General features: G+C 45.9%; 25 protein-coding genes. 13 read left to right on the forward strand and 12 right to left on the reverse strand.

The genetic code is table 11. From position 1 onward, the window contains the following. From ABWW54_RS18850 to ABWW54_RS18895, 10 genes are all read left to right on the forward strand, one after another. Positions 1-278, forward strand: a 278-nt coding sequence (locus ABWW54_RS18850; RefSeq protein ID WP_353414613.1) for a hypothetical protein, incomplete at its 5' end; no start/stop codon positions are given. Positions 279-741: 463 nt separating this feature from the next. Next, positions 742-1,236 carry a nuclear transport factor 2 family protein gene (locus ABWW54_RS18855; RefSeq protein WP_353414615.1) on the forward strand — a complete coding sequence of 165 codons (495 nt, stop codon included), beginning with the start codon at positions 742-744 and terminating at the stop codon, positions 1,234-1,236. A gap of 900 nt (positions 1,237-2,136) precedes the next feature. Then, positions 2,137-2,481 (forward strand): cupin domain-containing protein, encoded by a 345-nt coding sequence (locus tag ABWW54_RS18860; RefSeq protein WP_353414617.1) that lies wholly within the window; start codon positions 2,137-2,139, stop codon positions 2,479-2,481. A 68-nt stretch (positions 2,482-2,549) separates the two neighbouring features. Then, entirely contained in the window at positions 2,550-2,969 is a 420-nt protein-coding gene (locus ABWW54_RS18865) for a GNAT family N-acetyltransferase (protein ID WP_353414619.1), read from the forward strand. Between the two features lie 201 nt (positions 2,970-3,170). Beyond that, positions 3,171-3,665, forward strand: coding sequence for a GNAT family N-acetyltransferase (locus ABWW54_RS18870; protein WP_353414621.1), 495 nt, complete (start codon positions 3,171-3,173; stop codon positions 3,663-3,665). Positions 3,666-3,712: 47 nt separating this feature from the next. Further along, complete coding sequence (locus ABWW54_RS18875; protein WP_353414622.1) at positions 3,713-3,940, forward strand: hypothetical protein; 228 nt, start codon at positions 3,713-3,715, stop codon at positions 3,938-3,940. Between the two features lie 203 nt (positions 3,941-4,143). Next, positions 4,144-4,716, forward strand: a complete 573-nt coding sequence (locus ABWW54_RS18880) for a flavodoxin family protein (protein WP_353414624.1) — start codon at positions 4,144-4,146, stop codon at positions 4,714-4,716. An 88-nt stretch (positions 4,717-4,804) separates the two neighbouring features. Continuing rightward, positions 4,805-5,677 carry an alpha/beta hydrolase gene (locus ABWW54_RS18885; RefSeq protein WP_353414626.1) on the forward strand — a complete coding sequence of 291 codons (873 nt, stop codon included), beginning with the start codon at positions 4,805-4,807 and terminating at the stop codon, positions 5,675-5,677. An 81-nt stretch (positions 5,678-5,758) separates the two neighbouring features. After that, a complete protein-coding gene (locus ABWW54_RS18890; protein ID WP_353414628.1) occupies positions 5,759-6,154 on the forward strand; it encodes a MerR family transcriptional regulator in 396 nt (131 codons plus the stop codon). 44 nt (positions 6,155-6,198) lie between these two features. Continuing rightward, positions 6,199-7,092 (forward strand): sterol desaturase family protein, encoded by an 894-nt coding sequence (locus ABWW54_RS18895; protein ID WP_353414630.1) that lies wholly within the window; start codon positions 6,199-6,201, stop codon positions 7,090-7,092. 35 nt (positions 7,093-7,127) lie between these two features. On the opposite strand, the gene ABWW54_RS18900 is transcribed toward ABWW54_RS18895, so the two are convergent. Continuing rightward, positions 7,128-7,667, reverse strand: a complete 540-nt coding sequence (locus ABWW54_RS18900) for a YaeQ family protein (RefSeq protein ID WP_353414632.1) — start codon at positions 7,665-7,667, stop codon at positions 7,128-7,130. Positions 7,668-7,740: 73 nt separating this feature from the next. Here ABWW54_RS18900 and ABWW54_RS18905 point away from each other — a divergent pair, with 73 nt between their 5' ends. Together ABWW54_RS18905 and ABWW54_RS18910 are read left to right on the forward strand one after the other, a co-directional pair. Continuing rightward, complete coding sequence (locus tag ABWW54_RS18905) at positions 7,741-8,964, forward strand: M24 family metallopeptidase (RefSeq protein WP_353414634.1); 1,224 nt, start codon at positions 7,741-7,743, stop codon at positions 8,962-8,964. After that, positions 8,961-9,431: a GNAT family N-acetyltransferase gene (locus ABWW54_RS18910; RefSeq protein WP_353414636.1), complete on the forward strand. Its 471-nt coding sequence runs from the start codon at positions 8,961-8,963 to the stop codon at positions 9,429-9,431. Before ABWW54_RS18905 ends, ABWW54_RS18910 begins: the two co-directional genes overlap by 4 nt. Positions 9,432-9,475: 44 nt before the next feature. Here the strand turns inward: ABWW54_RS18910 and dbpA are convergent, their stop codons facing one another. The 11 genes from dbpA to ffh form a co-directional block, all read right to left on the reverse strand. Then, complete coding sequence (dbpA, locus tag ABWW54_RS18915; protein WP_353414638.1) at positions 9,476-10,858, reverse strand: ATP-dependent RNA helicase DbpA; 1,383 nt, start codon at positions 10,856-10,858, stop codon at positions 9,476-9,478. Between the two features lie 104 nt (positions 10,859-10,962). Beyond that, positions 10,963-12,009: a hypothetical protein gene (locus ABWW54_RS18920; RefSeq protein WP_353414640.1), complete on the reverse strand. Its 1,047-nt coding sequence runs from the start codon at positions 12,007-12,009 to the stop codon at positions 10,963-10,965. A 118-nt stretch (positions 12,010-12,127) separates the two neighbouring features. After that, the gene (locus tag ABWW54_RS18925; protein ID WP_353414642.1) at positions 12,128-12,415 is read right to left on the reverse strand and encodes a peptidylprolyl isomerase; all 288 of its coding nucleotides are present in this window, start codon (positions 12,413-12,415) and stop codon (positions 12,128-12,130) included. Positions 12,416-12,418: 3 nt separating this feature from the next. Next, a complete protein-coding gene (locus tag ABWW54_RS18930; RefSeq protein WP_353414644.1) occupies positions 12,419-14,191 on the reverse strand; it encodes a glycoside hydrolase family 9 protein in 1,773 nt (590 codons plus the stop codon). A gap of 167 nt (positions 14,192-14,358) precedes the next feature. Then, a complete protein-coding gene (locus ABWW54_RS18935; RefSeq protein WP_353414646.1) occupies positions 14,359-15,036 on the reverse strand; it encodes an alpha/beta hydrolase in 678 nt (225 codons plus the stop codon). A gap of 103 nt (positions 15,037-15,139) precedes the next feature. Continuing rightward, complete coding sequence (locus ABWW54_RS18940; RefSeq protein ID WP_353414648.1) at positions 15,140-16,501, reverse strand: M20/M25/M40 family metallo-hydrolase; 1,362 nt, start codon at positions 16,499-16,501, stop codon at positions 15,140-15,142. Positions 16,502-16,507: 6 nt separating this feature from the next. After that, entirely contained in the window at positions 16,508-19,162 is a 2,655-nt protein-coding gene (locus tag ABWW54_RS18945) for an efflux RND transporter permease subunit (RefSeq protein ID WP_353414650.1), read from the reverse strand. Positions 19,163-19,264: 102 nt separating this feature from the next. Further along, a complete protein-coding gene (locus ABWW54_RS18950) occupies positions 19,265-19,897 on the reverse strand; it encodes a YceI family protein (RefSeq protein WP_353414652.1) in 633 nt (210 codons plus the stop codon). A 133-nt stretch (positions 19,898-20,030) separates the two neighbouring features. Then, positions 20,031-20,987, reverse strand: a complete 957-nt coding sequence (locus tag ABWW54_RS18955; protein WP_353414653.1) for a type II secretion system F family protein — start codon at positions 20,985-20,987, stop codon at positions 20,031-20,033. Positions 20,988-21,054: 67 nt separating this feature from the next. After that, the gene (locus ABWW54_RS18960; RefSeq protein WP_353414655.1) at positions 21,055-22,854 is read right to left on the reverse strand and encodes an acyl-CoA dehydrogenase; all 1,800 of its coding nucleotides are present in this window, start codon (positions 22,852-22,854) and stop codon (positions 21,055-21,057) included. Between the two features lie 177 nt (positions 22,855-23,031). Continuing rightward, entirely contained in the window at positions 23,032-24,453 is a 1,422-nt protein-coding gene (gene ffh / locus ABWW54_RS18965) for a signal recognition particle protein (protein WP_353414657.1), read from the reverse strand. A 120-nt stretch (positions 24,454-24,573) separates the two neighbouring features. On the opposite strand from ffh, the gene ABWW54_RS18970 reads away from it, so the two are divergent. Then, positions 24,574-25,395, forward strand: coding sequence for a cytochrome C assembly family protein (locus ABWW54_RS18970; protein ID WP_353414659.1), 822 nt, complete (start codon positions 24,574-24,576; stop codon positions 25,393-25,395). Positions 25,396-25,512 lie beyond the last annotated feature (117 nt).

A 25,512-nucleotide genomic window follows, 5' to 3' on the forward strand; every position in this document is an offset into this window, starting at 1 on the left:
TATGCGGAATCAGACTCATGGAACACGGTAAAGACTTTGTTTATTTAGAAGAGCATGAAGAGGAAATTAATAACCTACAGCTAATGTATGAGGGTCTAGAAGAAGACTATCATCTGCATGTAAGTGGCTTAGCTGGCCTTGCAACATACTTCGCATTTGATAAATGGTATTACGCTGTTCCACTGGCAATAGTCCTTTATATATTCCTTAGAAAATTTCATTCGAAACAGGTTTTTGACAAAGACATAAGGCATGACAGGAAAGACCAAGATATTTAACAAGTTGCCCAACTTCACTCCGCCCGTAAACGGGCTCCGCGGGACGCGCCTGTCGGCGCGCCCCTTGGCAAGGCGTTATGTGTGTTTTTAGTTAAGGGCAGGTTATTTCTTTTAATCGAGATCAAGTTAGTTTGCTGTAGGTGTTGCGCGTAAAAGTCAGGCGCAACTGGTTAGCGACAATAAGGTACAGGCTCAATCCACATGAATATTTCTACTACGTAAATATTCAAAGAAAAATGTGTAATCGGTAAGGCGCTCGTAGTTTGGCAAATTCTGCCAAATCAGTTTATGCTATGAAAAACGGTTTAGTTCTTTTCGCTCCGTTCAACATCATCTAGAAACAGAGAAATGGAAATTCTAAAAGATCACCACATAACAAGAACATAAACTACCCCTCCCGTTGGTCGCGCGGCGCGCGTAATGGGCATGTACTTTCTGTCTTCATCTGATCTAGAGGTAATATATGAGCATTGGAAAAATATCGACTAAAGCCTTACTTTTGGGAATTTTCACGCTGACTTTAGTAGGTGAAGTTAATGCGAAAGAAAGCACAGGAACTGCTTTAGAGAAATCTAATCTAAAGAAGGCTCTGTATTGTATGGATATTCTCGAGAATCGACCTGACCTTGAGCCTTCGCTCCGAATAAGTATTTTACGTAATGAGTGTTACAGCGAAGACTTTATTGAGCATGCCCCGAACATTGAGGGTGGTAGAGAAGGATTATTAAGCTTGTTTGCAAGCCGGTATAAGAAGTACCCAAAACTGTCAATGTCCATTAAACGAACCGCTTCCGACGGAGACCTTGTTTGGCTCCATCTGCACGTCAAACACACGCCTGAGTCTCTTGGTGCTGCTGGAATTCATATATTTCGAATGAAAGAGGGAAAAATTGTTGAGCATTGGGGTGTGAATCAGCCGGTCCCAGAAAAATCAAAAAATGACAATACAATGTTTTGAACTAGTTTCTGGGCTTTCCAAGTAACACACTGTCGCAGTTCACTCCAGTACAAACGGAACCTCCCTTGGCAAATAGACAACGTTAATAACGATGAATTCGCAATTTACTCGAAATCAAATAGTTCTTTACCTAATAAAGCTTTTATCCGCATTGTTCTTTATTTTATGCGCGGTTTACGTTTTATATGAACTGAAACCGTCTTTGAAAATAATCGCCATTGCAGCTGGCGTTGTGGGAACATTATTTCTAATTCATATAACTATTAGATTATTGGAGAACTTGATCCAAGAAAAAAAGAAAGTTATGTCTAGTCGTGTACTAGCAACATGTGAATTGCTTAGTGAACTCTTCGAGGCTACCCGCTATGTTCTTTTTGGAGTTTGGTTGGGCGTTTCATATTATAGAGATGATCAGTCATCGTATATTGCGGCCGCGGTTGTTTTTTTATTCTATTTAAGAGAAACCTACGCAAAAAAAGTTAATCGGATTAAACACGAAAAAGCCAACAACGTTCGCACACGACCGGTTTGAGAGGCGTTCTGAATACTGTGATCCTTAGCTAAACCTTAAGTTTGAAATGGAATCTGTGTAAATGGCATTCGCAGCATTTTTAGCTTACGCTTCTGGAATACTATTTTTTGTATTCTGGATTTACCTAAATACAAAAATTGTATTTTCTCTGGTGCCTAAAGAACGCTATTTTTTAAGATTTCTTGCTTGGGTTTCTATAGGCCTTATATCCTCTATCATTGTATATGCTTTATTTATGGGCTTTGTAATGCTGATGGTTTTTGTTGCAAATAACGTTCTGGGGCTCACTGTATGAACCTTGTACATGTTCGAAATTAAAAGAGTCAGTAAGGCTAAGCTATGTACAAATACCCGCATATCTAAAAATCATGAAAATTCCATTTTCCGAGAATCTATCAAAGTTACCATTACCTGCCACTAAGAAATGGCCCGAGGGTGTTTGGGACACAGAGGCTCTAAAGCACGGCTCAATGTCACTGATTCTGTTTGCCCCCGAAGGAAATGACCATCAAACTCCGCACACACAAGATGAGTTGTATCTGGTCATCGAGGGCAGTGGCGTTTTGGAGGTCGAGGGTACAGAATTTTCCTTTGAACGCGGCGATGCTCTTTTTGTAAAGGCTGGCGAAAAGCACAGATTCACCCAGTTTGAGAAAGGTCTAACAATGTGGGCCGTATTTTGGGGCGATGAAGGTGGCGAAACCAATGCCTAACAAATTGTTCAGCTTTCCCCTGCCCGTCAAACAGCACTGCGCTGTGCGCTTGTAGACGATTCCCGATCATGATGAAATTTGCAACAACTAAAAATGAAATCATTGAATGCTTCAATGTACTCTCACTCCTGAGGCCGCAATTAAGTTTAGATGAGTTCCTATCAAGCGTTGAGAGGATGTCTGAGAGCACAGGGTACAAATTAGCTTATTTAGTAGAAGGTGAAATAAGAGCTGTAGCCGGTATTAGAATTTCTGAGTGGCTTCACACTGGGAAGTATTTGGAAATTGAGGAACTGATCACCAACGAAAGAGAACGGTCTAAAGGTTATGGTGGCCAGTTGTTTGATTGGATTCTTGAATACGCCAAAGAAGAAGGCTGTAACCAAGTCCGGCTGGTGTCAGGTGTGACTCGTGAAAAAGCCCATCAGTTTTATCTGAATAAAGGTATGAAGTTTGAGGCCAAGTATTTTTCCATCAATGTACCGTAACCCCTCAAAGAACAAGCGACTTGATTTTTTCGGCAAGCCGTCCACTGTTCCACAAGGGCTCCCTGAATTAAGCTGGAACCATGCAGGTCTTAATAAACCAAGTTACTGCCTTTTTTCATGACTGCAAGTTGATACCCCATACACGCACAAACCAGCTAAACTGACGATAGTTACGCAGGCAATATTTAGAGAGCTCGAAAAATGAACGAGATTGTTACCACCTATCATTTAGAAATGAACTCAGTGACTGAGTTGAACGAAAAAACTGACTCAAAAGGCTTAAGTGTCCTAGAAGCAGAACTTGATGAGTACAGATTTAATCGATACCTATATGAGTACATAGGTTCACCGTGGGAATGGACAGACAAACTGTCGCAATCTGATTCTGAATGGGCAGAGTATGTCGAAAATCCAAATTTGAGGACATGGGTAGCCTATTTAAAAGGCTCAATCGCCGGGTATTTCGAACTCCTAGCCAACGGTGATGGCACCACCGAAATCGCGTATTTTGGGTTAGCCGAATCGTTTATTGGCAAAGGTTTCGGTGGTTACTTTTTGTCTCAAGCGATAAAGAATGCTTGGTCTATTGACTCTACAAAGCGTGTTTACGTGCACACGTGTACTCTAGATCATGAGTCTGCATTAATGAACTATAAGGCCAGAGGCTTCAAGGTTTACAGAACCGAAACAACCTAAAAATAACCAGCACCGCTGAAACAACGCAACGTCAAAGGAGATATAAGATGATAATTAGTAACCCGACTTATGAGCCAGTAAGCCTGTCCATTCTTACCAACAATGGCCCCGTTGGGCCCTCGTCAATACCCGGTGGCGCGTGGCAGCAAGTGGATATGCCTGCTGGCACAAACACCATTCAGATCACCATGGGTCAAGAGTTCAATGACGATTTACGAGCTAATGACTGCGTCACCTATACTGAGAACGGTTTGTTGCTTTCTGGACCACTGTAAATGGCGCCGTAGTGTTGTTTATTTAATAAGAATGGAATGTGCAGCACGTGCGTATCACTTACCACAAGCAGCGCCACACATTCAATTGAACGCCTCTTTTACGGTGCATCACCACCGCTCATTTAAAAGGCTCTTCAACATTCAAAAGGCATCAATAGTGGATACGTTTATAACAAAGCCTTCAAGGCGTTTAGGAGTCACAGTTGGCTAGAGTAGCGATTGTTTTTCATTCAGCTAGCGGAAGCACCAAACGGCTAGCCCAGGCGGTGGCCAATGGTGCGCGTTCCTTGCCTGAAGTCGATGTATTAGAGATCGAATTAACAGGTTCCGATATTAAGGAAGGTAGGTACAAAAATCAGAGCGTACTGGACAGGTTAGATGACGTTGACGCCGTCATTTTTGGCTCGCCAACGTACATGGGAAGTGTTTCCGCTCAGTTCAAAGCATTTGCCGATGCGACGGGCGACAAATGGAGTGAGAAAAGATGGGCCGACAAAATAGCAGGAGGCTTTACCATTGGCTCTAACGTTAGTGGCGACCAGTTAATGACCATCCAGTATCTTCAAATATTCGCTAGTCAACATGGAATGATCTGGGCCAGTTTAGACATTCCAGGCGGGGGTGACCCAGAAGGTCGTAATCGTTTGGGAGCGCAATCAGGCCTGATTGCCCATAGCACCGATAGCAATCTACACGAAACGGATCTGGTGACGGCGGAGTATTTGGGCTTGCGAATTGCGAAATTAGCATTACGGAACTCAAAAAGTGACGCCTGATAATCCATTCCTCAACCGTCTACGACTCATTGCAAGGTAGTTTATGAATTCCAACAAGGTAGTTAACAACAAATCTGTAGTTAGTCTAATGATCGGATTGATCCTACTCATAGCCACAAATTCTTATGCGTTACCCGCGAACATTGAAACACGTTTAGATGTTACGTATGGCGAATCTGAAGATCAGGCATTGGACGTCTATTACCCTTCAGTGAAAACACGAAACGCGCCCGTTATATTTATGGTGCACGGTGGCGCATGGAGAGTTGGGGATAAAGCCTCTAAGTCAGTCGTTAAAAACAAAGTCGCTCACTGGGTACCAAAGGGTTTTATTTTCGTTTCGGTGAATTATCGAATGCTGCCTAACACTCGTCCTGTTAAACAAGCCGAAGACATAGAAAAGGCTCTAGAGTTTGCGCAACGAAACGCTCGTCGGTGGGGTGGAGCACCAGAGAAATTTATTCTGATGGGACACTCAGCTGGAGCCCATTTAGTGGCTCTGGTGTCCGCGCGCAATGATCCGGCGCAGACACCCTGGCTTGGTACTGTTGCGTTAGATTCCGCCGCGTATGATGTGGTGAAAATAATGAGCTCTCCGTCTCCTGCCAGATTCTATAAAAAAGCGTTTGGCAAACACATCGAGTATTGGAAGATGGCCTCCCCTATTCTTAAGCTGGAGGCGAAAACACCTCCATTTTTAGCCATTTGTTCAACCAAGCGTAAGGATGATTCATGTTCGCAGGGCGGAAACTTCGTCAAAAAAGCAAACTCTCTTGGGTCTCGCGCACAGCTTATGCGTGTGCCTCTTTCTCACCGGAAGGTCAACGTGGACCTGGGTTTGAATAATTGCTACACACAAGGGGTGGATGATTTTCTAAAGACCTTGCATCCAAGTGTAGCGTCACTTTTAAGCGGACAATCGCGCTTGCGACAAAGGCGGCGCAATTGCACAGATTACTAGAGCTACAACTGTGTGCAGTTTATGATGATATTCTCTATTGCTACTCCGACTGGCATCCTCCGCGGAACGTGCAGGTGATTTATGTACATTGGTGAAGTTTCAAAGACAACCGGAGCGTCGATAAAAGCGATTCGGTTTTATGAAGAAATTGGCTTGCTCAATGACGTACAAAGATCGGGAAAATACCGCGTCTACGATCAACACCATGTAGTGCTCATCGAGCTAATACTCAAAGCTAAATCACTTGGGTTCAGATTATCCGAGATGAAAGGGTTTTCGGATCAACAAGACAACCATTCTCCTTGGGAACGAATTCTTCACCTTATTACTCAAAGGGCGGAGCAGGTAGACGTTGAATTAGTTGAATTGAAAAAGCAGCAAGAAGCGCTCTCAAACTACAAGAACAGCATCGAGAACTGTTTGGCTGAGAACCCAAATTGCACGGTTAACCATATTGACCTTGACTCTCCCCCATAAGGGAGACCGTAGACTTAGCGCTTAGCCACTCTGGAGAAGCCATTATGTACACATTTCTAACCCGGCATTTGCTGTTATTGATTCTGACGTGTAGCGTATTTACGTTTTACGTGGGTCATTTAAATCAATGGAATCTGGAGCTTGTTGTTCTGGGTACAACGTCATTAACCCTGGCGATTGCGCTTCTGTTAGAACGCCGCATTCCATTTGACCCCAACTGGAATAAAAGCCAGGGAGATACTACGACCGACCTCACCAGTGCCTTTGTGTTGATTGCTTTAGTGGATCCGTTTCTAAAATTTCTATCGCCGATAGTCGTGGTAGCCGTCTATTCATTGCTTAACCTCGCTGGCCCCAACAGTATTATTGACCCGGCGTCGCTGCCATTGATCATACACATCATCGTTGTCACGCTGCTTGTTGAATTGGGGCGGTACTGGTCGCATCGGCTTCATCATGTGTTGGCCCCACTATGGCGCCTGCATGCTATGCACCACAGTAGCCGAAGACTCTATGCCATTAACAATCTGCGCTTTCATCCACTAAACTACGGGCTTAACTTCGGCGTCAGCGTACTTCCGGTGATGATACTTGGCTTTCCACCGGAAGCCTTGCTCGGATACTTGGCCATCAGCCAGCCGATCTTAATGCTACAACACGCAAATCTTAACCTTAACAGTGGCTGGCTAAACTACGTGTTTAGCACTAACGAATTGCACCGCTGGCATCACTCAAACTCGGCTGAGGAAGCAAATTCTAACTACGGTAATGCCATCGTGTTGTGGGACCATGTCTTTAACACGTTTCGCTACGAGGCTGATTCAATCAACAGCCCAAGGACGGTTGGTCTGTTCGCATCGGATCAAAACTACCCTGAAAAAATGGGCTACTTTAAACAACTTTGTTCATCCTTCAAGCCAGGATGCTGTGCGACATAAATTTGCTACGGTAAGTACGTCGAAATCGCAGCGAGTTAATTCAATTCTTGCAACGTTTCCCAAGTGACCTCGGCGTGGTTAGATTCATCCGTGATGTAGGCGGATTGCCCTGTGATGGTAATCGACCAGTCCACCGTCCGGCTTAACAAGCCTGCTAGATGTTCAATTTCAGCCGCGTTAAAGCGAACCACTTCTGAATTCAGAAAACCGAATTTAGATTGGCTTTGCGACCACCAACTCTCGGATTTGGTATTAAACGAATAGACCTTAACGGCTTTTGCTTTTCGTGTGGCTTTCTTGATTCTTTCAGAATCAGGCTCACCCACTTCGATCCATAACGAAGTTTGATCATCCAGGGTACGCCGCCAAATGTCAGGTTCTTCAATGTCACTTAGGCCTTTGGTGAATTGAAGGTCTTCTTGTGCGTTTAAGCAAAACGCCAAGACCCTTGCAATTAGACGCTGAGTTGTCTCTGAGGGGTGCAACGCCACCGTTAAATTTAGAGTGTCGTAGTGGTTGCGTTCTAAGTCAGAGAGTGCAATCCTCAACTTATATATCGTCGGTTTTATGGCCACGAAAGAGTTTCCAAGTGTTATTCGATTGGGGACCTGTTTATAACGTTTATTGGCGCCTAGCGCGAGGAAAATAATGACCATTGGTGTTGGTGGTAGCGATGCCCAAACTGAACTCGCTAAACTGAATGACATGACTGGGGACGTTACCCCAATCAGCAAGTCGGAATACGAACTTAGAATTAGAAAAGCGTGCGCGTTAATGCAAGAAAATGATCTTGGTGCGATCTACCTAAACGCAGGCACAAATCTTTATTACTTTACAGGCACTCGTTGGGGCGCCAGCGAGCGCATGGTTGGTGCCATACTGACCAGCGCTGGCGAATTGCACTATATTGCACCGGCGTTTGAGATCAGCACGCTAAGCGGCTACATGTTGATAGACGGAAAGGTTCACGGATGGCAAGAGCACGAAAGCCCCTATTCTCTTTTTGGTGATGTTTTAAAAAAAGCAAATATCACCAGCAAGCGCATTGGCCTAGATGAGTCTTGCTCGTTTTTTATTTCAGACGGGCTCTCTAAAGCCAACCCCGAGAACGAGTTCTCGAATGCGATGCCAGTGACGGCTGGATGCCGGATGTGCAAATCAGAAAACGAACTTGCGCTGCTCCAACAAGCAAAAGACATGACGCTCGAAGTTCATAAAGCGGCCGCAAAAATTCTGCGCCCAGGTATCAGTACTCAAGAAGTCACGTCTTTCATCCATCAAGCACACCTTAAAGCCGGTGCCGCAAAAGGATCTTACTTCTGTATCGTTTTATTCGGCGAAGACACCGCTTATCCTCACGGCGTCAGCAACCCGAAAACATTGGATGTGGACGACATGGTGTTGATAGACACTGGCTGCCAAGTTGAAGGATACAACTCCGACATCACTCGTACCTATGTATACGGCACCCCAAGTGACCGAGCGAGAGAGGTATGGAACCAAGAAAAGTCCAGCCAAGCTGAAGGGTTCGCAGCCGCCAAACTGGGCGAACACTGCGGTTCAGTTGATCGTGCAGCACGCGGCTACTTAGAGGCAGAGGGCTATGGCCCAGGGTACGCCACTCCAGGGCTTCCCCATCGAACAGGGCACGGAATTGGGCTGGATATCCACGAGTGGCCATATTTAGTCTCTTCGGATAAAACGCCGTTAGACATCGGCATGTGTTTTAGCAATGAACCAATGATTTGCATCCCCGGAGAATTTGGCATTCGTTTAGAAGACCACTTCTATATGACCGAGCAGGGTCCCAAATGGTTTACCGAACCCTCTTACTCAATTGATGACCCATTTGGGTATTCAATAAATTCATGACCACGGAATTCCACTGGCAAGTTAAATCTTTTGAACAGCTCTCGCCCGTTGAGCTGTTCGATTACTTGAAGCTGCGTCAAGCGGTGTTTATTGTTGAACAGACCTGCGCTTACCCAGACATAGATGACACGGATAAGCTGGCTCATCACTTGCTCGGCTACAAAGGTGGGCTACTGGTAGCCTGCGCGCGCTTGATTCCAGCCAACGTCACCTACGAGCATCCCTCTATTGGCCGCATAGCAACGCACGCTCAAGCGCGTGGTTCTGGCCTAGGACGCCAACTGATGACACACTGTGTTTCAACCATGCACGACTTGTATCCTGGTCAAACGATTAAAATTGGCGCTCAACAGTACCTTGAAAACTTCTACCAATCGTTTGGATTTGAAACGACTTCTGATGTCTATTTAGAAGACGGTATTCCACACATAGATATGGTGTTGGAGAGCCCTGATCAACAACCCTAAATCGCCGCGCCCGCCTTTCGCGAGACTAGGATAGCTTTCGCTGGCTAAATAAGCCTTACTCGAAACGACTTGCCTTTGATTTTCCCTTGGCTAACCTTATTGAGTGCGGATTTTGCGATGGCTCTTTCTATTGCGACGTACGCCCAATTATCCATAACTTGTATCTTGCCAATCTGATCCCCTTTAAAATCACCTCCCTTGGTAATAGCACCAACAATGTCACCTGGACGAAGCTTTTGCTTTTTACCACCCTCTATACGCAAGGTGGACATGACTGGGCGCTCGGGCTTTTGTGAAGCCAACTCCTTGGGAGGAAGCTCAGAAACCGTAATTTGCTTACCTAAATAAGACTCTAATTGGTCGATGCGAAATTGTTCGGACGCTTGAAACAGCGCATGAGCAGTGCCTTTTGCTCCGGCTCGGCCTGTACGACCAATTCTATGAGTATAGACTTCAAGCTCACGAGGCAAATGGTAATTGAAAACAACATCGAGTGAATCAATGTCCAAACCGCGCGCTGCCACGTCTGTTGCCACTAAGGTATTGATACTGTTGTTTGAAAATCGAATCAACGTTTGATCTCGGTCTTTTTGCTCCATGTCTCCATGCAGCGCCGCAGCGCTAAAGCCCCCACTTTTTAGGCCTCCAGCAACACTTTGAGCGTCAGCTCTGGTATTACAAAACACCACACTCTGCAAACTACCCTGCTGTAGAAGCAATAATTGAAGAGCGTGCATTCGCTCTTTTTCATTAACCACTTGATAGAAATGTTCATCGATCCGAACTGAATCCTGAGTAGGAGCCACCTTGGCAAGCTCTGCATTTTTGGTGATTTTTTCAGCAATCTCTTTAATCTTCGGAGGATAAGTTGCGCTGAACAATAATGTCTGCCGTTCCTTAGGAACAACGTCAATGATGGCGTCGAGCGTCTTTTGAAACCCCATATCAAGCATGCGGTCGGCTTCGTCCAGCACTAAGGTTGTGAGTTCCTCTAAGGGCAATGAACCTTTATTGAGATGATCTTCAACACGCCCAGGCGTGCCAACAACAATGTGCGCCCCTTTGGCAATAGAGTCGGCCTGAGCTTTAATTGGCGTACCACCATACAAAGTAATAATTTTAACGTTGGGGACACTTCTGGCAAGGCGCCGAAGCTCTCCAGACACTTGTTCGGCTAGCTCTCTAGTAGGGCACAACACCAAGGATTGAACTCGGAAACGTTTCACATCCAGTTTGTTTAGCAACCCCAATCCAAACGCAGCGGTCTTACCAGAGCCCGTTTGACCTTGCCCGATGACGTCTCGCCCTTTCAATATCAACGGTAGGCTCTGCGCTTGTATGGCCGTCATTGAGTTATAACCTAATGAACTCAGGTTTGTGACCAGTTCAGGAATTAATGCCAATGAGGCAAAGTCATTTGAATTCATAATAGAGAGGAAAAGGAAGCCGTATTTAATGGCTCCATTTTACCCTCTTTTCGATCTTTTAGCTCCCTGTGAATTCACAAATAGAATACGACACTATCCGCCTGTCACTGCCCCACCGACCTAAACTCAATTTCAAACCAATACGATGTCGGTATGATTTTACCGCGGGCACCTTGTTTGCGAGTTACGTTAATTTTGCTCTTCTGGCGGAATTCATTAAATCCATGTTCGCTCATATGTTCGCGTAAGGCGCACTGCATTTTTTCCGTAAATAGATCCGACGAAAATACCGGAAAACCATCGTTAGTTAGATTCATTCTAAATACACCGTCCTCAATAGCAACGGATGACTTCCTCATTACTCGACGTTTATCGTCATCACAAGACTTTGTGGCTCCCAACGTGTTCAGTTCCACCTTGGCCCACGTTTGAGGCCCTGGCACCGATTGTTGAACGTTTACATTTCGTAGGCTAAACACAGATCGCTCACCATCAAATAGGGTAGCCAGTGTCGCTCTGAGTTTTGGCTTACTGATGAGCGCCAAGTCTTTTCGTAGTGTGTCTCGAGCTTCGAGTTTTGTTAATGAGTCTATGTAGAAAGCATCAGGTTCAACATTAATGATAAGTCGTCCTAAGTAAGTAGCTTCGCCTGACTGAATATCGAAGGTCAATCCAAAATGACTGATGTCGACGTCTTGGTGAGAGGAAACAGTGTCAGTGTACCGACCTCGCTGACGAGTTCCGACTGCTTTTCGAATGGTAATTTTATTTATCCGATATCGGCCTTCAGGCACTCTATAAGCATTCACTAATTGACGACGAAACATTGTTTTGTCGCCCATGTCCACTTGTTGGGTTTTTGAATTGTTAAGCTGAATCTGAGTATTGTAAAAGCAAATTATTTTCTCACCCGTCACTAAGTTCTCACACTCGCCATAAAACTCACTGACACGCTCATCGAACGAAAACAGTTTCGCGTTCATAAACATGACCCCACTTCCTGCCTTCGACTTGAGTCGTTTGTAATTAGTGAGGATCGTTACTTTTTCATACTGAGTAACAGACGTGCTGTCACGTGACAAGCCATCAATGGGCAACGCCAGTGACAAAAGAAAGCAGACCAATGCTGAGAACTTACAATACCAATTCATTCTGATTTACTACGAATTTTGGTTTAACCACAGAATCAACGCACCGCCTATATACGATGCGTTGGAACGAACAATCACGCTAGAAGGATAACCTAAAGGGGCTTAATTTAAAGCGGCATTAATCTTTGTACAAGACTTGAATGAGATGAAACCCAAACTTAGTTTTAATCGGGCCCAAATATTTTTTATCTTCACTGCCATTAGCGAATACCGCTTTATCAAACGCCGGCACCATAGCGCCTTTGCGGAATTCGCCGAGATCACCACCCTTCTTTGCTGACGGGCAGGTTGAAAATTTCTTCGCTAACCCAGAGAAATTTTCTCCTTGGTCAAGCTTTCCAGCTATTTTTTCGCACTCATCTTTTGTTTTAACCAAAATGTGTGAGGCACACGCTAGTTTTGCCATTATTTAATCACGTTGAGAAACCGCAGCGCCTAGTATATACACCAATGGTGCATTCCAGTTAATCGCAATTTCATTTGTTGAATAACTGCATTCGATATCCGCGTAATTGGTCGCTGGAAGGTCCCCGTCATACGGACATTTATCTTGTCGACCCGTATGGGGGCCACCGGCTAAGAAGCCTGGCACGGGAATACTAAGAGTATCCGCGACTGAAGGCCGATGGTGAATGTGCATTGGGGTCAGATTGCCATACCCGGTAACAAAAGAATACCCCGTTGCATTGGTTCCAAGAACGTAGTCCAAGGTTGAGAGCGCCGCTGTCTGATATTTCTCTTCCATGGTACTTAAGTAAGCTTGATACAAAACGAGCCCATTATTAAGTGCCGACGAGTTGCTGCCCCACTGAAAATCACCGTCGTTCATGGCAACGTTGTAGGCTGAACCCTCGTGCAAGGCTAATAGTTCATCCGCCGACGACTGCAATTGCTTCTTAACTAAAGCGTAGTCGTTCTGTCCCAGTAAACCTTCTCCAAAACTCACGAGGGACACGAGAGGCAACACCGACACATTTCCCCAATTAAGGTGTGCGGACAGGTTTAGCTCCTGCTGGCGATAATCATTCCAATAGGCCTTGTCTTTAGTCAACAAAAATAGTTCAGCGGCTGCCCACGCAAATTCATCGCTAACTTCGTCGTCTGAATAAGCTCCGGTGCTCACATCCTCAGGCTGCTTATAAATCGCATCTGGATGTTTCTTTGCCCACGCGTACGCTCTTATCGCCTTCTTTCGGTAACGTTGACTGACGTTATCAAGCTCCGCATCATAAGGGCTCATCACTCGACTTGCCATTGCCATAACGGCAGCAAAGTCCAACGCGGCGGTAACAGACTTACCTATAACCCATCGTTGATTCACATCTTGATCTGGCATGGTATTCAAATTCGAAAAATTTAACGCGGTGAGCTTATGATAGACCCCGCCATCGGTGTCCTGCATGGATTCCAACCAATCCAAGTTCCATTTTATTTCATCAAGCAGATCAGGGATCGCATTGCTCGATTCAGGAATTGACAGATCCAGCGTCTTATACTCGTCTGAAAAATGTTCAAACGCTAATAACATGGTGTATGTCGATATGCCGGAGTTCACGGTGTACTTACCGTAGTCACCCGCGTCGTACCAACCTCGAGGAGCCGAAATGCTAGACCCGGTTTCTCTAAGTGGACCTGCCGCTGAGCCGTGCACCTTAACATCAGTATCTGGATGCCCAAGCTTTCGTGCGAAAATCCCGGCGTACTCTGTTTTGAGTTCGATGCTGGCTCTGTTCAAATAAAATGACTTTATGGACGCTTCATGCACGGAATCTAGCGCAGCGTCTGAAATGCTAAAGGGCGAAGAGAGCTTTTTACCAACCCTTAGCCGATATAATCCGTCGCTATCAAGTTTAGAGAAATCGGCCTGTTGTACAGACTCCTTGGAATACTCCCAAACAACGGGCTCGCTCAGTTTGCCTCTGAAAACAACCTCAGAACCTTCGGCCCCGACGACCTCAAATTCAGAAGTCGACTGCGATAGAACAATCGCCACTTTATTCGCTCTTGTCCGATAACCAACTTGGTTTAGCCTAATAACAGATGAACTGGCGTTGGGGCTTTTTAATGTAAGGTCTGCGTTTTCTGCGTGAGACGTTGCGGTAAAAAGCGATAACACTCCACACGCAAGGAGATTAACTAAGGTGAGTCGACTGCAACGCGTTTGAATGATTTTTGGAAACATAAGGCAACACTCTTTATTCCCACCAATTTAAATTTAGTGGTGTAAATTGCCTCTCTCTTTTGTCCTCTAACCCTAAGATACTATGTTTTTACCAGAAGGAAAACCACCAGGTGTGTGACACACTTTTTGCCGAGGACCTAGCGTTATCGCATTCCTAAGAGCATCGGCTATTTATCTCGAAACACGGACTCAATCCATTTCCCGATATCTTGAATTTGTTCCATCGCGACTTGGTGTTCCATCGGGTATGTTTTCCAATCAACGTGATAACCCAATTCTTTTAGTACGCCGACACTCATTTCTCCTAACCCAATTGGTACAACGGCATCAAACGTGCCGTGGCTCGCAAAAATGGGGGTTTTAACATTCGCCCCCGAGTGCTGTGCTTGCGAGTCTGAGTCAAAAGGAAGGTAAGTGGATAGCGCCAACAAACCTGCGAACTTGTGCTGTGAACGAATACCGGTGAAATACGTCACAGCGCCGCCTTGAGAGAAACCAGCCAGCACGATGTTGGTGCTTTTTATACCTGAATCAATTAACCCCGACACAATGCTTTCGAGTAATACTTGCGATTGAGCCATACCTTCTGCGTCTTGCTTGTCTTCGATATTCATTCCTTTGATATCGTACCAACCTGGCATATTCATTCCGCCGTTAATCGTAATCGGCCTACTCGGTGCTTGCGGGAATATGAATTTGATTGTCCTTGTGTCAGACAAGCCCAGTTCAGGGACGATAGGAGGAAAGTCATTTGCGGTGGCTCCCAGTCCATGCAACCAAATAACGGCGTGCGTTGCCTCTCCGGTTCCGTGCACAAGTTCAATCGAATTAGGGGGTAAATTCATCGTATTCTCAGGTAGTTTTGTTTGAGTCGCCTTCACTTGAGTGACCAAAAAGCATAAGACCAACCCAGTCAAAACGCCCTTTAACACTCGGGTCAAGACCACATTATTTTTCGTGCAGCTGTCTTGCTAACAAGATCGCCGCGAGCTTGGTTCTCTCAATCAGACTGTTAATGCTCGAAGCTTCGCGCGATGAATGCGCTCCGGTTCCATCCAGCCCTAAACTGTCCATGGTGGGCAGTCCAACACCTTGAGCGATCGAGCCATCGGTGCCTCCACCAGAATATCGGGTTCCCGTAATAGGTTCACCCACCAATATGCTGATTCCCATGGCTTCGCTAATCAACTTGTCAACCTCAGCGTGTTGTGGCTTCGAGGGACGGTGCAAAACCGCCCAGGACTCAGTCCGAGGTAAGCCAGGGTATTGCGGATGTGACGTGTGTGTGTTGTTGGCTATTCTCTCTATCTCAGCTTTCAGATACTCACCGCCTTGCTCAGCAGGAAATCTCATGTCCACGTACGCATCAGCACACCCTGGAACCGTATTACGTTTCTCCCCCCCATTCATCACCCCTGTATTGACCGTCAACTTTTTAGCGTAATCGGTCAGGCCTTCGATCTCGATGATCTTGTGAGCCAGCTCTAAATTGGCTGAAACACCGTCTTGGTGTGCACCGCCAGCGTGAGATTCGCGGCCGGTAACTTTAAGTCGAGCTTGCCCAAGACCTTTGCGTGCACGAGTCACTCTGCTTCCGTACGTGCCTTCAAACACAAGCCCAATATCGTGTTTACCTGCTAAGCTCTCAATCAAACTGCGCGAGCCTAAAGAGCCGATTTCTTCATCACTATTAAATAATACGGTTAGGTTGCTCCCCTCCAGCAGGCCTTGATCGCTCAGCGCACGCAGTGCATTGAGCATCACAACGATTCCGCCTTTCATGTCCGCAACACCCGGCCCCTTCAACACTCCATCGTCCGAAATCTGCAAGGACTGAAATTCATCGGTCGCTGAAAACACGGTATCCATGTGACCATTGATCAAAACCCGTGGCCCATCCCCACCGCGAATCACTCCGGTTAAGTGGTCTGCCACTAAGACCTGACCACCTTCACAGGTCAGCACATCAATGGGTACTGAACTGTGCGTTTCGGTGGTAAACCCCAAAGCTGCAAGCTCCTGCTCGAGCACCGTTCTGTAGCGATCAATTCCCTCAATGTTTGCGGTCCCCGTATTGATGTCCACATGGGCACTCAATTCAGTGATGATCGATTGTTTACGTTCATCAACCCAAGCCACCATAGCCCGCTCTTGGGCGGTCAAGGTTGTTTCGATCGGCAAAACTTCACCCGCCTGATTCAGGCTAAGGGGGCTGCCTTGGCCTTGCACCGTCAACGACGCTGCCAGGCCGATTACTCCCGTTATTAAAAATCGGGAAATACGTCGACGACACACTACCTTGATGTTCATACAGCGTTACACCTTCAAAGGCCGAAACTTGTTTATTAGCATTGGCAACATAATCAAGTTTGCGATTAACGCCGCAACCATCGCAATGCCAGTTAGCACACCAAAGTACATTGTTGGCACAAAGTTCGAGAAAACCATTATCAAAAAGCCGGCCGTTATCACAATTGTTGTGTAAAACATGGCTTGCCCTACGTTTCTGGTAGCCACATCGATTGATGAGGGATAGTTCTCAGTGGTGTTAAATTCGTCCATAAACCGATGAACAAAATGAATCGAATTATCCACGGCAATTCCAACACTAATGGCCGCAATTGTGATGGTCATAAGGTCTAAGGGAATCGTGAAAATGCCCATAATGCCTAAGACAACCGCCGCCGAAAACACATTTGGAATGATCGTCAAAAGAGCCAGCTTTATGCTTCTGAACAGCACAATAAACATCAAGAATATGACGGCAAAGACTGTTCCCAATGTGGCGATTTGCGAACTGAAAAGCGAGTTCAACATATTATTGTACATGACAACAAGCCCAGTAATATTGACCTGTTCATCCGTCAAACCATGCTCTTGTGTCAACATACTGCGGATGTCTGCGATCAACTTATTGCGATCTAAGCCTTTAATGGTTTCGAACACGCGTATATTGATATGCACTTGGTTGCCGTCTTCGGACATGTAAGGCGCAAACAAGGTCTTCTTATTGTCCTCAGAAAGTGCGTTGTACATGAAGCCGAGATCAATATCGTCAATTTCAGTTGCACCACGCAGAGTTTCAAACACACTCATCGTGGTCGCTAACGACATCACCTTGCCCGTTGCCTCAATGGAATCAAGGCTAGTTTGAATGCCTTTTAGCTGGTTTAATCCTCGCGTATTAAACCAATAAGACGTCGCGACTAAATTTGGCGCCACCTCTTCTTCCTCTTCTTCTGCGCTAAAATCATCAAAGTCGTCAAAATCGTCGTCTTGAGTGTCATCACCAGCTGACGCGGTGTCAAAGTCATCAAAATCGTCGAAATCGCTCCCCTCTTCATTGGGAGATTCAAGCGCCAATGCTTCAGCACGCTGAGCGGCCAATTGAGCCGGAGAGACGTACCCTTTCGGAGCGTCTAAAACAATGTCTAATGGCGTGGTTCCTCCGAGTTTGGTGTCTATTTCAACCATGCCTTGATAGATTTCTGTTTCAGGCTTGAAGTAGTCTATGAATCGATTCTCCACGGTCAAGTTCAAGCAACCGTAAATCGCCGCCGCACTCACACAGCAAAAAAACAGGCTCACCCAAACGCCTCTTTCATGCAACGTTTGTGCGCCACCAAGCACCACTTTAGAAATGATGTCCCGATTGGATTTCACTTGGGTGGGCCTCATTAACATCGCAAGCGCGGGAAACAATGTAAATGTCGTCACTACCGCGACTACGATGCCAAGACACATGATCCAGCCAAAATCGATGACAGGCCTTATACCACTGACAATGAGTGATGCGAATGCAACAATGGTGGTTAATGCCGTGTAAACACATGGGATAAACTTTGATCGTACTGTTTCAGAAAGAAGCGACTGCTGCGTCTTTTCTGGGAACTCCTTTGCCAGTTCTCGATAGCGAACGATCAAATGGATATTCAACGACAGAGTGATGATCAGAAGCAACGATAAGAAGTTTGACGACACCACCGAGATTGGCCAATCGAGCAGGCCTAACAAACACACCATCAGAAAACCGGTCGTTACGCAATTTATCAAGGGCATCATTACCCAACCAATTTGCCTAAACGCGATCGCTAAAATCAATACAATAACCAACAATGCCGACAAGCCAAACGTAACCACGTCACCTTTAATAAAGTCGGTTGAGTCTGCGGCGATCATTGGAACGCCGCCTAAAAATAACTTCGCCTTATCTCGGTGCTCATCGATTAATCCGCGCATTTGTTCAACTAAACGGCTTTGCCTTTCGCCATTTGCTGCCGCCATTTGGCGGTGTTCTAAGGTGACGGCCTTAAGCTCACTCAGCTGATCTCGGGTGGCGGTGCCTGCCGCACGCAGCTCTCTCAGGGTATTGCGCTTAGTCAATAAGTTACTCAATTCTGGATCGGCTTCTAACGACACGGCGATGGCGGTCGTTTTCAAATCAGCGCTGACAAGCAGCTCCCTAAACAATTCGCTGGTTTGAAACTCAGCCTTGGCTAGCGTGCGATCTGTCCGGTCGTCGAGCAGGGTTTGCGGCGAGCTGGCAAGTTCAGCCAAGGTCACTGGTGGGCTCTGTGTCAATGGCACATCTAAAATAGAGTTGACGCCGGCCACCATATCCAGTGTGAGTATTTTCTCTCTCAAGGTGGTTAGGTCTGCCAAAACGTCATTGCTGAACAGATCTTGCTTGGGGGAGTAAGTCACGATCAATAACTCGGATGCACTGTACTTTGAAACTACCTCCCGAAAATACTTGAGAGACGAATCGTTTTCTAACACTAAGGAATCAGAGGAGTTATCCAATCTGAAATTGCTCGAAAATTGCGCTAACGACAGCAAAAGAATGGCAAATAAAACGAGTACCCACTTGGCATTTTCAAAGACAAGAGTGTTATAAAGCGATTTTGATTGAGACATATTAAAAAAACCCAGAGCCGACTTCCAATCGATGGTGGCCCGCTTCCATTTCATTATTGTGCGCGCACATCATACTCACGCGTTGTGACTTTACATTTAAACACAAAACGGCCTCAGCCGGTGAGCTGAGGCCGCCTTAAACCAATAGATATTGAACTAATCTGCCTTCAAAAACTCACCTTGAATTTCGACGGCTACGTCTGCGCCGATCTTCGGAGCGTACTTGCTAACACCCCAAGCCGTGCGATCAATAGTCGTGGTTGCCGAAAAACCCACAAGTGGCTTCTTAGCAAAAGGGTGAGTTGGCGTTGCACCATTAATCTTTGCATTTAATGTCACCGGGTGAGTTTGACCCGCCATACTCATTTCACCTTCAATTGTGAAGGAATCACCATTGAGTGGGCTCACCTTGGTACTGGTGAATACAATCGACGGCGCTTGTTCAGACTTCAACCAGCCTTCGGACAATTTTTTATCAAAGTCTTCTTTTTCAGGGTTGGGGTAAGCTGTATCTATGGAATTGACCTTAATTTCCACTGACACTGAACTCTTGGTAAAATCATCGACGTCTAAATCTACGTCGGCGGTAAAATCATTAAACCTTCCAACGTAGGTTGAAAAACCAAAATGGCTTACTTTCCAAATCACACTCGCGTGAGAAAGGTCAACCGAGTACTTACCTGAAGGGATACCATCAAGAAGTTCGTCTTGTGCAAACGTTGGAACGTTCATTGAAAATATCAAAATCGCGAAAAGAGTCATGCGTCGCATAACAAGTTTTATGGCCATGGTTACCTCGAAGGCTAAATAGGTTGTTAATTAAGAATGCGTGAAATCATTATAATGAGTCTACAGGTTTATGATGAAATAAACGTTCTGTAAACCTACAAAACTATGACCAGACATCAGACTACATTCATACTCATAAAATATGCTTCGTCAACACAACAAGCACCAACAAATAGGCCAGTCTAGGAAACCACTTGGTCAGGTTATGTAACCAAAGCTTTAGTGCCCTACTTTGTTGATTAAGCTCATGGATTATCGATGCGTCAAAACTGCCGGTATCTTGACTCATTCGCATTACTTGCTCTAGTTTAGCACTGAGCACCAGCTTCTGTTCCACCAATGATTTAGCAAGCCCCTTGCCCAGACTAAGCGAACGAGATGCTGACGACACGGCGCGCTGAAAACTGGGGTTTACCAATATTTCTCGATTATTGGACAGCGCTTCATCAAACGCGACTCCGGACTGAATCTGCCAACACAGCGGAACATAGAAACTCTGAACGTAGCTGGCTCGGTAAACGAACACGCTCCTTTTCAGAAAATCGGAGAGCAGCGGTATATTCCAACCAATGGAAAGGTACACCCTCGAATCCACTGATAACACTCTCAAGGCCAAGCCCAAACAAGCAACCAATAACAGCGCTGGGATCATTACCGAGAGCAAAGTGTTAACCACGGTCTGACCTGACACTAGTTTTATAAGTATCCCGGCCATCGACCCAATAATTAGTAGACCAATCGGAAAAAACAGGCTCGCCTTGAGCGAGCTAACCATTTGAGCCTGTGACAATCCACGATCCGCTAACATGACCAAGGCTTCGCCAACACGGCCTGCTCGCTCGGATGTGTTAAGTAAGTGGAAATCCGCCCTGCTAACACAGCGTTGTAACAACAAAGACTTACTTAGAGGCACGCCCCTCGACACTTGCTGTTGAACTCTTGACAACTTTTTTTGTACAACCGATGGTTTCACAGATCGGGGCATCGACGGCCGGGCATTGGAACCAGCCAAAGAACCTAGCGCCTTATCGATGGCCACGCCTGCCTCTAACATCACACCAAGTTGCTTTAAAGCTAGATAATCCTCCAACTCTCTCCCCTTTTTTATGTCAGAGGCGAGACCGTGGTTCTAATTAGATCAATGATGATCATTACAATCACACGCCCACAAATTGATCTTCAGACAGATTAAAGCACGTATCATCAACTTCCGCGACCAGCTCAAATTGCACGATTGCTTTAGGCAATTCATAGCGAAAGAAAAAATCACAGGCCGACAATTTTCCTTGATAAAACGCCACATCAGTGTCAGATGAAGATTCCAACCCTTTAGTCGCCGCTACAGCCTGCTTTAACCACATCCACGCGATAACAACGTGTCCCATTGCATCCAAGAATATGGTGGCATTCGCAAGTGCCAACGCGGGATCTGATGCTCGGCTCACTGACTCAAGCGTCGATTGCACGACAGACAATGCTGAACCAAGATCTTGGCAATGGCGCTGCAGCTTAGTCAGCGTCGAGGCCTCGCTTATCGTTTCCATAATCTCCGACGCCAAAATCTTTAAAGCCGCCCCATCTGCCATTCTGACTTTTCGCCCCATAATGTCCAAACCATGAATCGCGTGGGTCCCTTCATGAATGTGGTTTAGGCGATTATCACGATACAGTCTTTCAACGGGGTATTCTCGGGTGTAGCCATAACCACCCAAAATCTGAATGGCGTGTTTATTCGCTTCCAAACAAAATTCAGACGGCCAAGACTTACAAATGGGCGTCAACAGCTCAAGTAACAAAGTGGCACGATTGCGCTCATCATCATTCTTTGCAATCTTTTGCTCATCCAGCAGCTGGGCTGAAAAATACATTAAAGCCAGAGCGCCTTCAACGTACGCTTTTTGAGTCATGAGCAGTCGCTTTACATCCGCATGCTCAGAGATCATGACCATTGGGGTTTCGGGGTCTTTGTTCGCTAAGTGTCGGCCTTGAGGGCGATTTCGAGCGTAATCGAGTGAATATAAAAAACCTCCCAAGCCGATAATTGTTGCCGCCATGCCAACGCCAATTCGAGCCTCATTCATCATATGGAACATATTGCTCAAGCCTTGATTTTCCTCGCCTACAAGGTAGCCAATCGTATCGCCGCTTTCGCCAAAGTTAAGCAAACAGTTAGTGGTGCCTCTGTGCCCCATTTTGTGGTTTAAACCAGCCAACGCAACATTATTTGACTCACCAATTGTTCCATCGGTATTTACTTGGTGCTTAGGCACAAGAAACAATGAAATTCCCTTAACCCCAGATGGGCCGCCCGGAATTTTGGCTAAAACCATATGGATGATGTTTTCGGTCAACTCATGATCACCACCTGAAATCCACATTTTGGTTCCAGTGATTTTATAGCTACCGTCTTCAAGCCGTTCCGCTTTAGTTCGAATGTCTGCCAGTGAAGAACCGGCTTGCGGCTCAGACAAACACATGGTGCCAAACCAGTCACCATCCAACATTTTAGTCATAAATTTGGCTTTAAGCTCAGCCGAGCCACAGGCGTTCAGCATATTAGTAGCGCCTTGAGTCAAAAATGCGTAGTTCGACACCGATGTATTCGCACAAACAAACATGGAATTAAGAGCTTGGTGTGCCATCCAAGGAAGTTGCATACCACCAATATCAGCATCGTAACCGGTCATGAATAAGCCTGCGTCTTTGTAGGCATCCAATGCGTCTCGAACTTCAGGAATTATCTCGACTTTGCCATCCACAAACTGAGGCTCATTCGCGTCAAGTTTGGCCGCAAAAGGCTGAAAAACATCCTCCGCTATGGACTGCGATACGTCGAATATCGCGTCAATCGACTCTTTGTCGTAATCGGCAAAACGCTCATTTTCAAGCAGTTTACTAAGATCTAAGGTTTCATATAGAAGGAAGTCGAGGTCACGACGATTTACGATAGTAGACATAAAGCATTGAGGGTATCTGTTACAAACAATTCGAGTTTACACTACCTAGGTCGGCATTATGTTCGTAGCAGGCTGAACAGTATTCACAACTTTAAGTGAATTTTGCTTGAAGCAAACAATCCTTGTCGTTGTCTATTTCGCCCAGCCGAACGAGCGAAATAGACATTGAAAGCAGGTCTAGAACGGCAATCCTCCACCGCCACCCATACCGCCAGGGCCGCCCATTCCGCCGGGAGGAAACTTGCCCCCCATGCCAGGCATACCACCCATGCCGCGCATCATCTTTGCCATTTTTCCTTTACCACCCATTTTTTTCATCATTTTTTGCATCTGAGTGAATTGCTTCAAGGTCTTGTTCACATCTTGAATTGTTGTGCCTGAGCCAGCAGCAATGCGCTTCTTTCGACTCCCTTGAATCAAATTCGGAAATCGGCGCTCCTTAGCCGTCATGGAATTGATAATAGCAACGCTCTTATTCATATCGCCCATGGCGGAAGTCATGGCGTTGTTGGGTAATTTCATATTGCCCATGCCAGGCAATTTATCCATCATGCTTTCAATGCCACCGAGGTTATTCATTTGCGTTACCTGATCACGATAATCTTCGAGATCAAAGCCTTTGCCTTTCTTTAGCTTTTTGACCAGCTTTTCGGCTTTTTCCTTATCTACCTTTTGCTCGGCCTCCTCGATCAAGGTCATGACGTCGCCCATGCCCAAGATACGTGACGCTACTCGATCTGGATGAAACGCTTCGATGCCGTCTATTTTCTCACCAATACCAAGGAACTTGATTGGCTTACCAGTCACTTCTCGTATGGATAAAGCGGCACCACCACGCGCATCACCATCGGTCTTTGTCAAAATAACACCCGTCAATGGAAGGGCATCGTCGAACGCTTTTGCGCTAACCACGGCGTCTTGACCGGTCATAGAGTCAACGACAAATAGTGTTTCCACTGGGTTTGCGGCTTTATGCACAAGCTTAATCTCTTGCATAAGCTCTTGATCTACGTGCAGGCGCCCCGCGGTGTCGACGATAAGCACGTCGAACACCCCATTTTTAGCCGCTTTTTTAGCATTCTCAACAATCGTTATCGGATTTTGATCTGACTCGCTAGGGCACCAGGTGACATCGATACTCTCAGCAAGAGTCTTAAGTTGCTGGATAGCCGCTGGACGGTAAACGTCGGCGCTGACTACCATGACCTTTTTCCCTTCTTGCTGCTTTAAACGGTTAGCCAGCTTACCAACGGTGGTGGTTTTACCCGCACCTTGCAAGCCTGCCACTAAAATAACGGCAGGAGGCGTCTGCGCTAAGTTAAGCGCGTCATTCGCTGCTCCCATTAGCTGTACAAGTTCGTCCTGAACTATCTTCACTACCATTTGGCCAGGGTTTAAGCTTTTCGAAACATCGGTTCCGACGGCTTTATCCTTAACTCGTTTTACAAACGATTTAACCACAGGTAAGGAAACGTCAGCCTCTAACAAAGCGATGCGAACCTCTCGCATTGCGTCGGAAATATTTTCTTCGGTAAGCCGAGCTTGGCCGCGGATTTTTTTAAGGGTGCCTTGTAAGCGATCGCCGAGTTGTTCAAACATAATACTGAAAGCCGTTGGATGCGAATTAAGGTGTGATATTCTACCCGTTTACTGGTGAAATCTCACGTTAAGTCGCCGCCTAATTGATCTTTTAAACTGACAAACCACTGTAAAGAGCGAATGTTAAACACTGTTTTACCCTTATGTGCTATCGGCTTATACACGGTATCTACTGGGCTGATCGCTCACCATATTAGCGCAGTCAGTGCTGGTAATGCGAAATCGCCTTCGATTTCAACTGCGTTTATATTGGCCTGGCTGGGAACGTTTGTTCATCTAGTGTTCGCCTACACTTATTGTTTTTCCAATGGCTCTTTGAATTTCAGTCTCAGCTCTATGGCGGTGTTAGTCAGCGGGTTGATGTCATTCATATTTGTACTCGGCTCTTTGGGCATTCCCATACGCCGATTGGGCATCTTGGTTTTTCCACTAACCAGCGCAAGCCTCCTGTTTTCGCTGTTCTGGGGAAAAGAGTCTGTTAGCCTGTCCGGGAGCAGCTCAGCTGCAAGCGTTCATATTGTGGTGTCAATTCTTGCTTATTGCTTATTGGCAATTGCCGCGATACAGGCCCTATTATACGTTTATCAAGAACGACAGATTAAACGCCGAGCAACCCCAGCCATGCTAATGGCGCTACCCCCGTTACAGACAATGGAACTCCTGCTCTTCAGACTTATTTGGACAGGGTTTGCCTTATTGAGCCTTACTCTGTTAACCGGCGCGATGTTTAGCCAAGAGATCTTTGGCAAAGCGTTTGAATTCAACCATCACACCATACTGGCGCTTCTAGGCTGGATAGTATTTGCCATCTTGCTGCTTAAGCGCACCATTCAAGGCTTACGCGGGTCGCAAGCGGTCTACTGGACAGTTGGCGGCTTTCTATTAATACAATTAGGTTATTTCGGTACCAAAATCGTGTCGGAAACGTTGTCCGTACAGTAAACTATCGCTCCATCCCTCGAGACAAAATAACCCGTCATTTTTTGACTACTGTTTTTTATCTAAGAAGTTGCTTAAGTGCGCCAATTTCGATATCAATCACGAAAATAACCAAGAAAA

It is taken from the genome of Arenicella sp. 4NH20-0111 (assembly GCF_040366405.1).
Classification (GTDB): Bacteria; Pseudomonadota; Gammaproteobacteria; order Arenicellales; family Arenicellaceae; genus Arenicella.

Excerpts from the sequence above, each read along its gene's own strand:
- ABWW54_RS18855 (WP_353414615.1), top strand. The coding sequence starts at position 742 with ATGAGCATTGGAAAAATATCGACTAAAGCCTTACTTTTGGGAATTTTC.
- ABWW54_RS18860 (WP_353414617.1), top strand. The coding sequence starts at position 2,137 with ATGAAAATTCCATTTTCCGAGAATCTATCAAAGTTACCATTACCTGCC.
- ABWW54_RS18865 (WP_353414619.1), top strand. The coding sequence starts at position 2,550 with ATGATGAAATTTGCAACAACTAAAAATGAAATCATTGAATGCTTCAAT.
- ABWW54_RS18870 (WP_353414621.1), top strand. The coding sequence starts at position 3,171 with ATGAACGAGATTGTTACCACCTATCATTTAGAAATGAACTCAGTGACT.
- ABWW54_RS18875 (WP_353414622.1), top strand. The coding sequence starts at position 3,713 with ATGATAATTAGTAACCCGACTTATGAGCCAGTAAGCCTGTCCATTCTT.
- ABWW54_RS18885 (WP_353414626.1), top strand. The coding sequence starts at position 4,805 with ATGATCGGATTGATCCTACTCATAGCCACAAATTCTTATGCGTTACCC.
- ABWW54_RS18890 (WP_353414628.1), top strand. The coding sequence starts at position 5,759 with ATGTACATTGGTGAAGTTTCAAAGACAACCGGAGCGTCGATAAAAGCG.
- ABWW54_RS18895 (WP_353414630.1), top strand. The coding sequence starts at position 6,199 with ATGTACACATTTCTAACCCGGCATTTGCTGTTATTGATTCTGACGTGT.
- ABWW54_RS18905 (WP_353414634.1), top strand. The coding sequence starts at position 7,741 with ATGACCATTGGTGTTGGTGGTAGCGATGCCCAAACTGAACTCGCTAAA.
- ABWW54_RS18910 (WP_353414636.1), top strand. The coding sequence starts at position 8,961 with ATGACCACGGAATTCCACTGGCAAGTTAAATCTTTTGAACAGCTCTCG.
- dbpA (WP_353414638.1), bottom strand. The coding sequence starts at position 10,858 with ATGAATTCAAATGACTTTGCCTCATTGGCATTAATTCCTGAACTGGTC.
- ABWW54_RS18920 (WP_353414640.1), bottom strand. The coding sequence starts at position 12,009 with ATGAATTGGTATTGTAAGTTCTCAGCATTGGTCTGCTTTCTTTTGTCA.
- ABWW54_RS18925 (WP_353414642.1), bottom strand. The coding sequence starts at position 12,415 with ATGGCAAAACTAGCGTGTGCCTCACACATTTTGGTTAAAACAAAAGAT.
- ABWW54_RS18930 (WP_353414644.1), bottom strand. The coding sequence starts at position 14,191 with ATGTTTCCAAAAATCATTCAAACGCGTTGCAGTCGACTCACCTTAGTT.
- ABWW54_RS18935 (WP_353414646.1), bottom strand. The coding sequence starts at position 15,036 with ATGAATTTACCCCCTAATTCGATTGAACTTGTGCACGGAACCGGAGAG.
- ABWW54_RS18940 (WP_353414648.1), bottom strand. The coding sequence starts at position 16,501 with ATGAACATCAAGGTAGTGTGTCGTCGACGTATTTCCCGATTTTTAATA.
- ABWW54_RS18945 (WP_353414650.1), bottom strand. The coding sequence starts at position 19,162 with ATGAAATGGAAGCGGGCCACCATCGATTGGAAGTCGGCTCTGGGTTTT.
- ABWW54_RS18950 (WP_353414652.1), bottom strand. The coding sequence starts at position 19,897 with ATGGCCATAAAACTTGTTATGCGACGCATGACTCTTTTCGCGATTTTG.
- ABWW54_RS18960 (WP_353414655.1), bottom strand. The coding sequence starts at position 22,854 with ATGTCTACTATCGTAAATCGTCGTGACCTCGACTTCCTTCTATATGAA.
- ffh (WP_353414657.1), bottom strand. The coding sequence starts at position 24,453 with ATGTTTGAACAACTCGGCGATCGCTTACAAGGCACCCTTAAAAAAATC.
- ABWW54_RS18970 (WP_353414659.1), top strand. The coding sequence starts at position 24,574 with ATGTTAAACACTGTTTTACCCTTATGTGCTATCGGCTTATACACGGTA.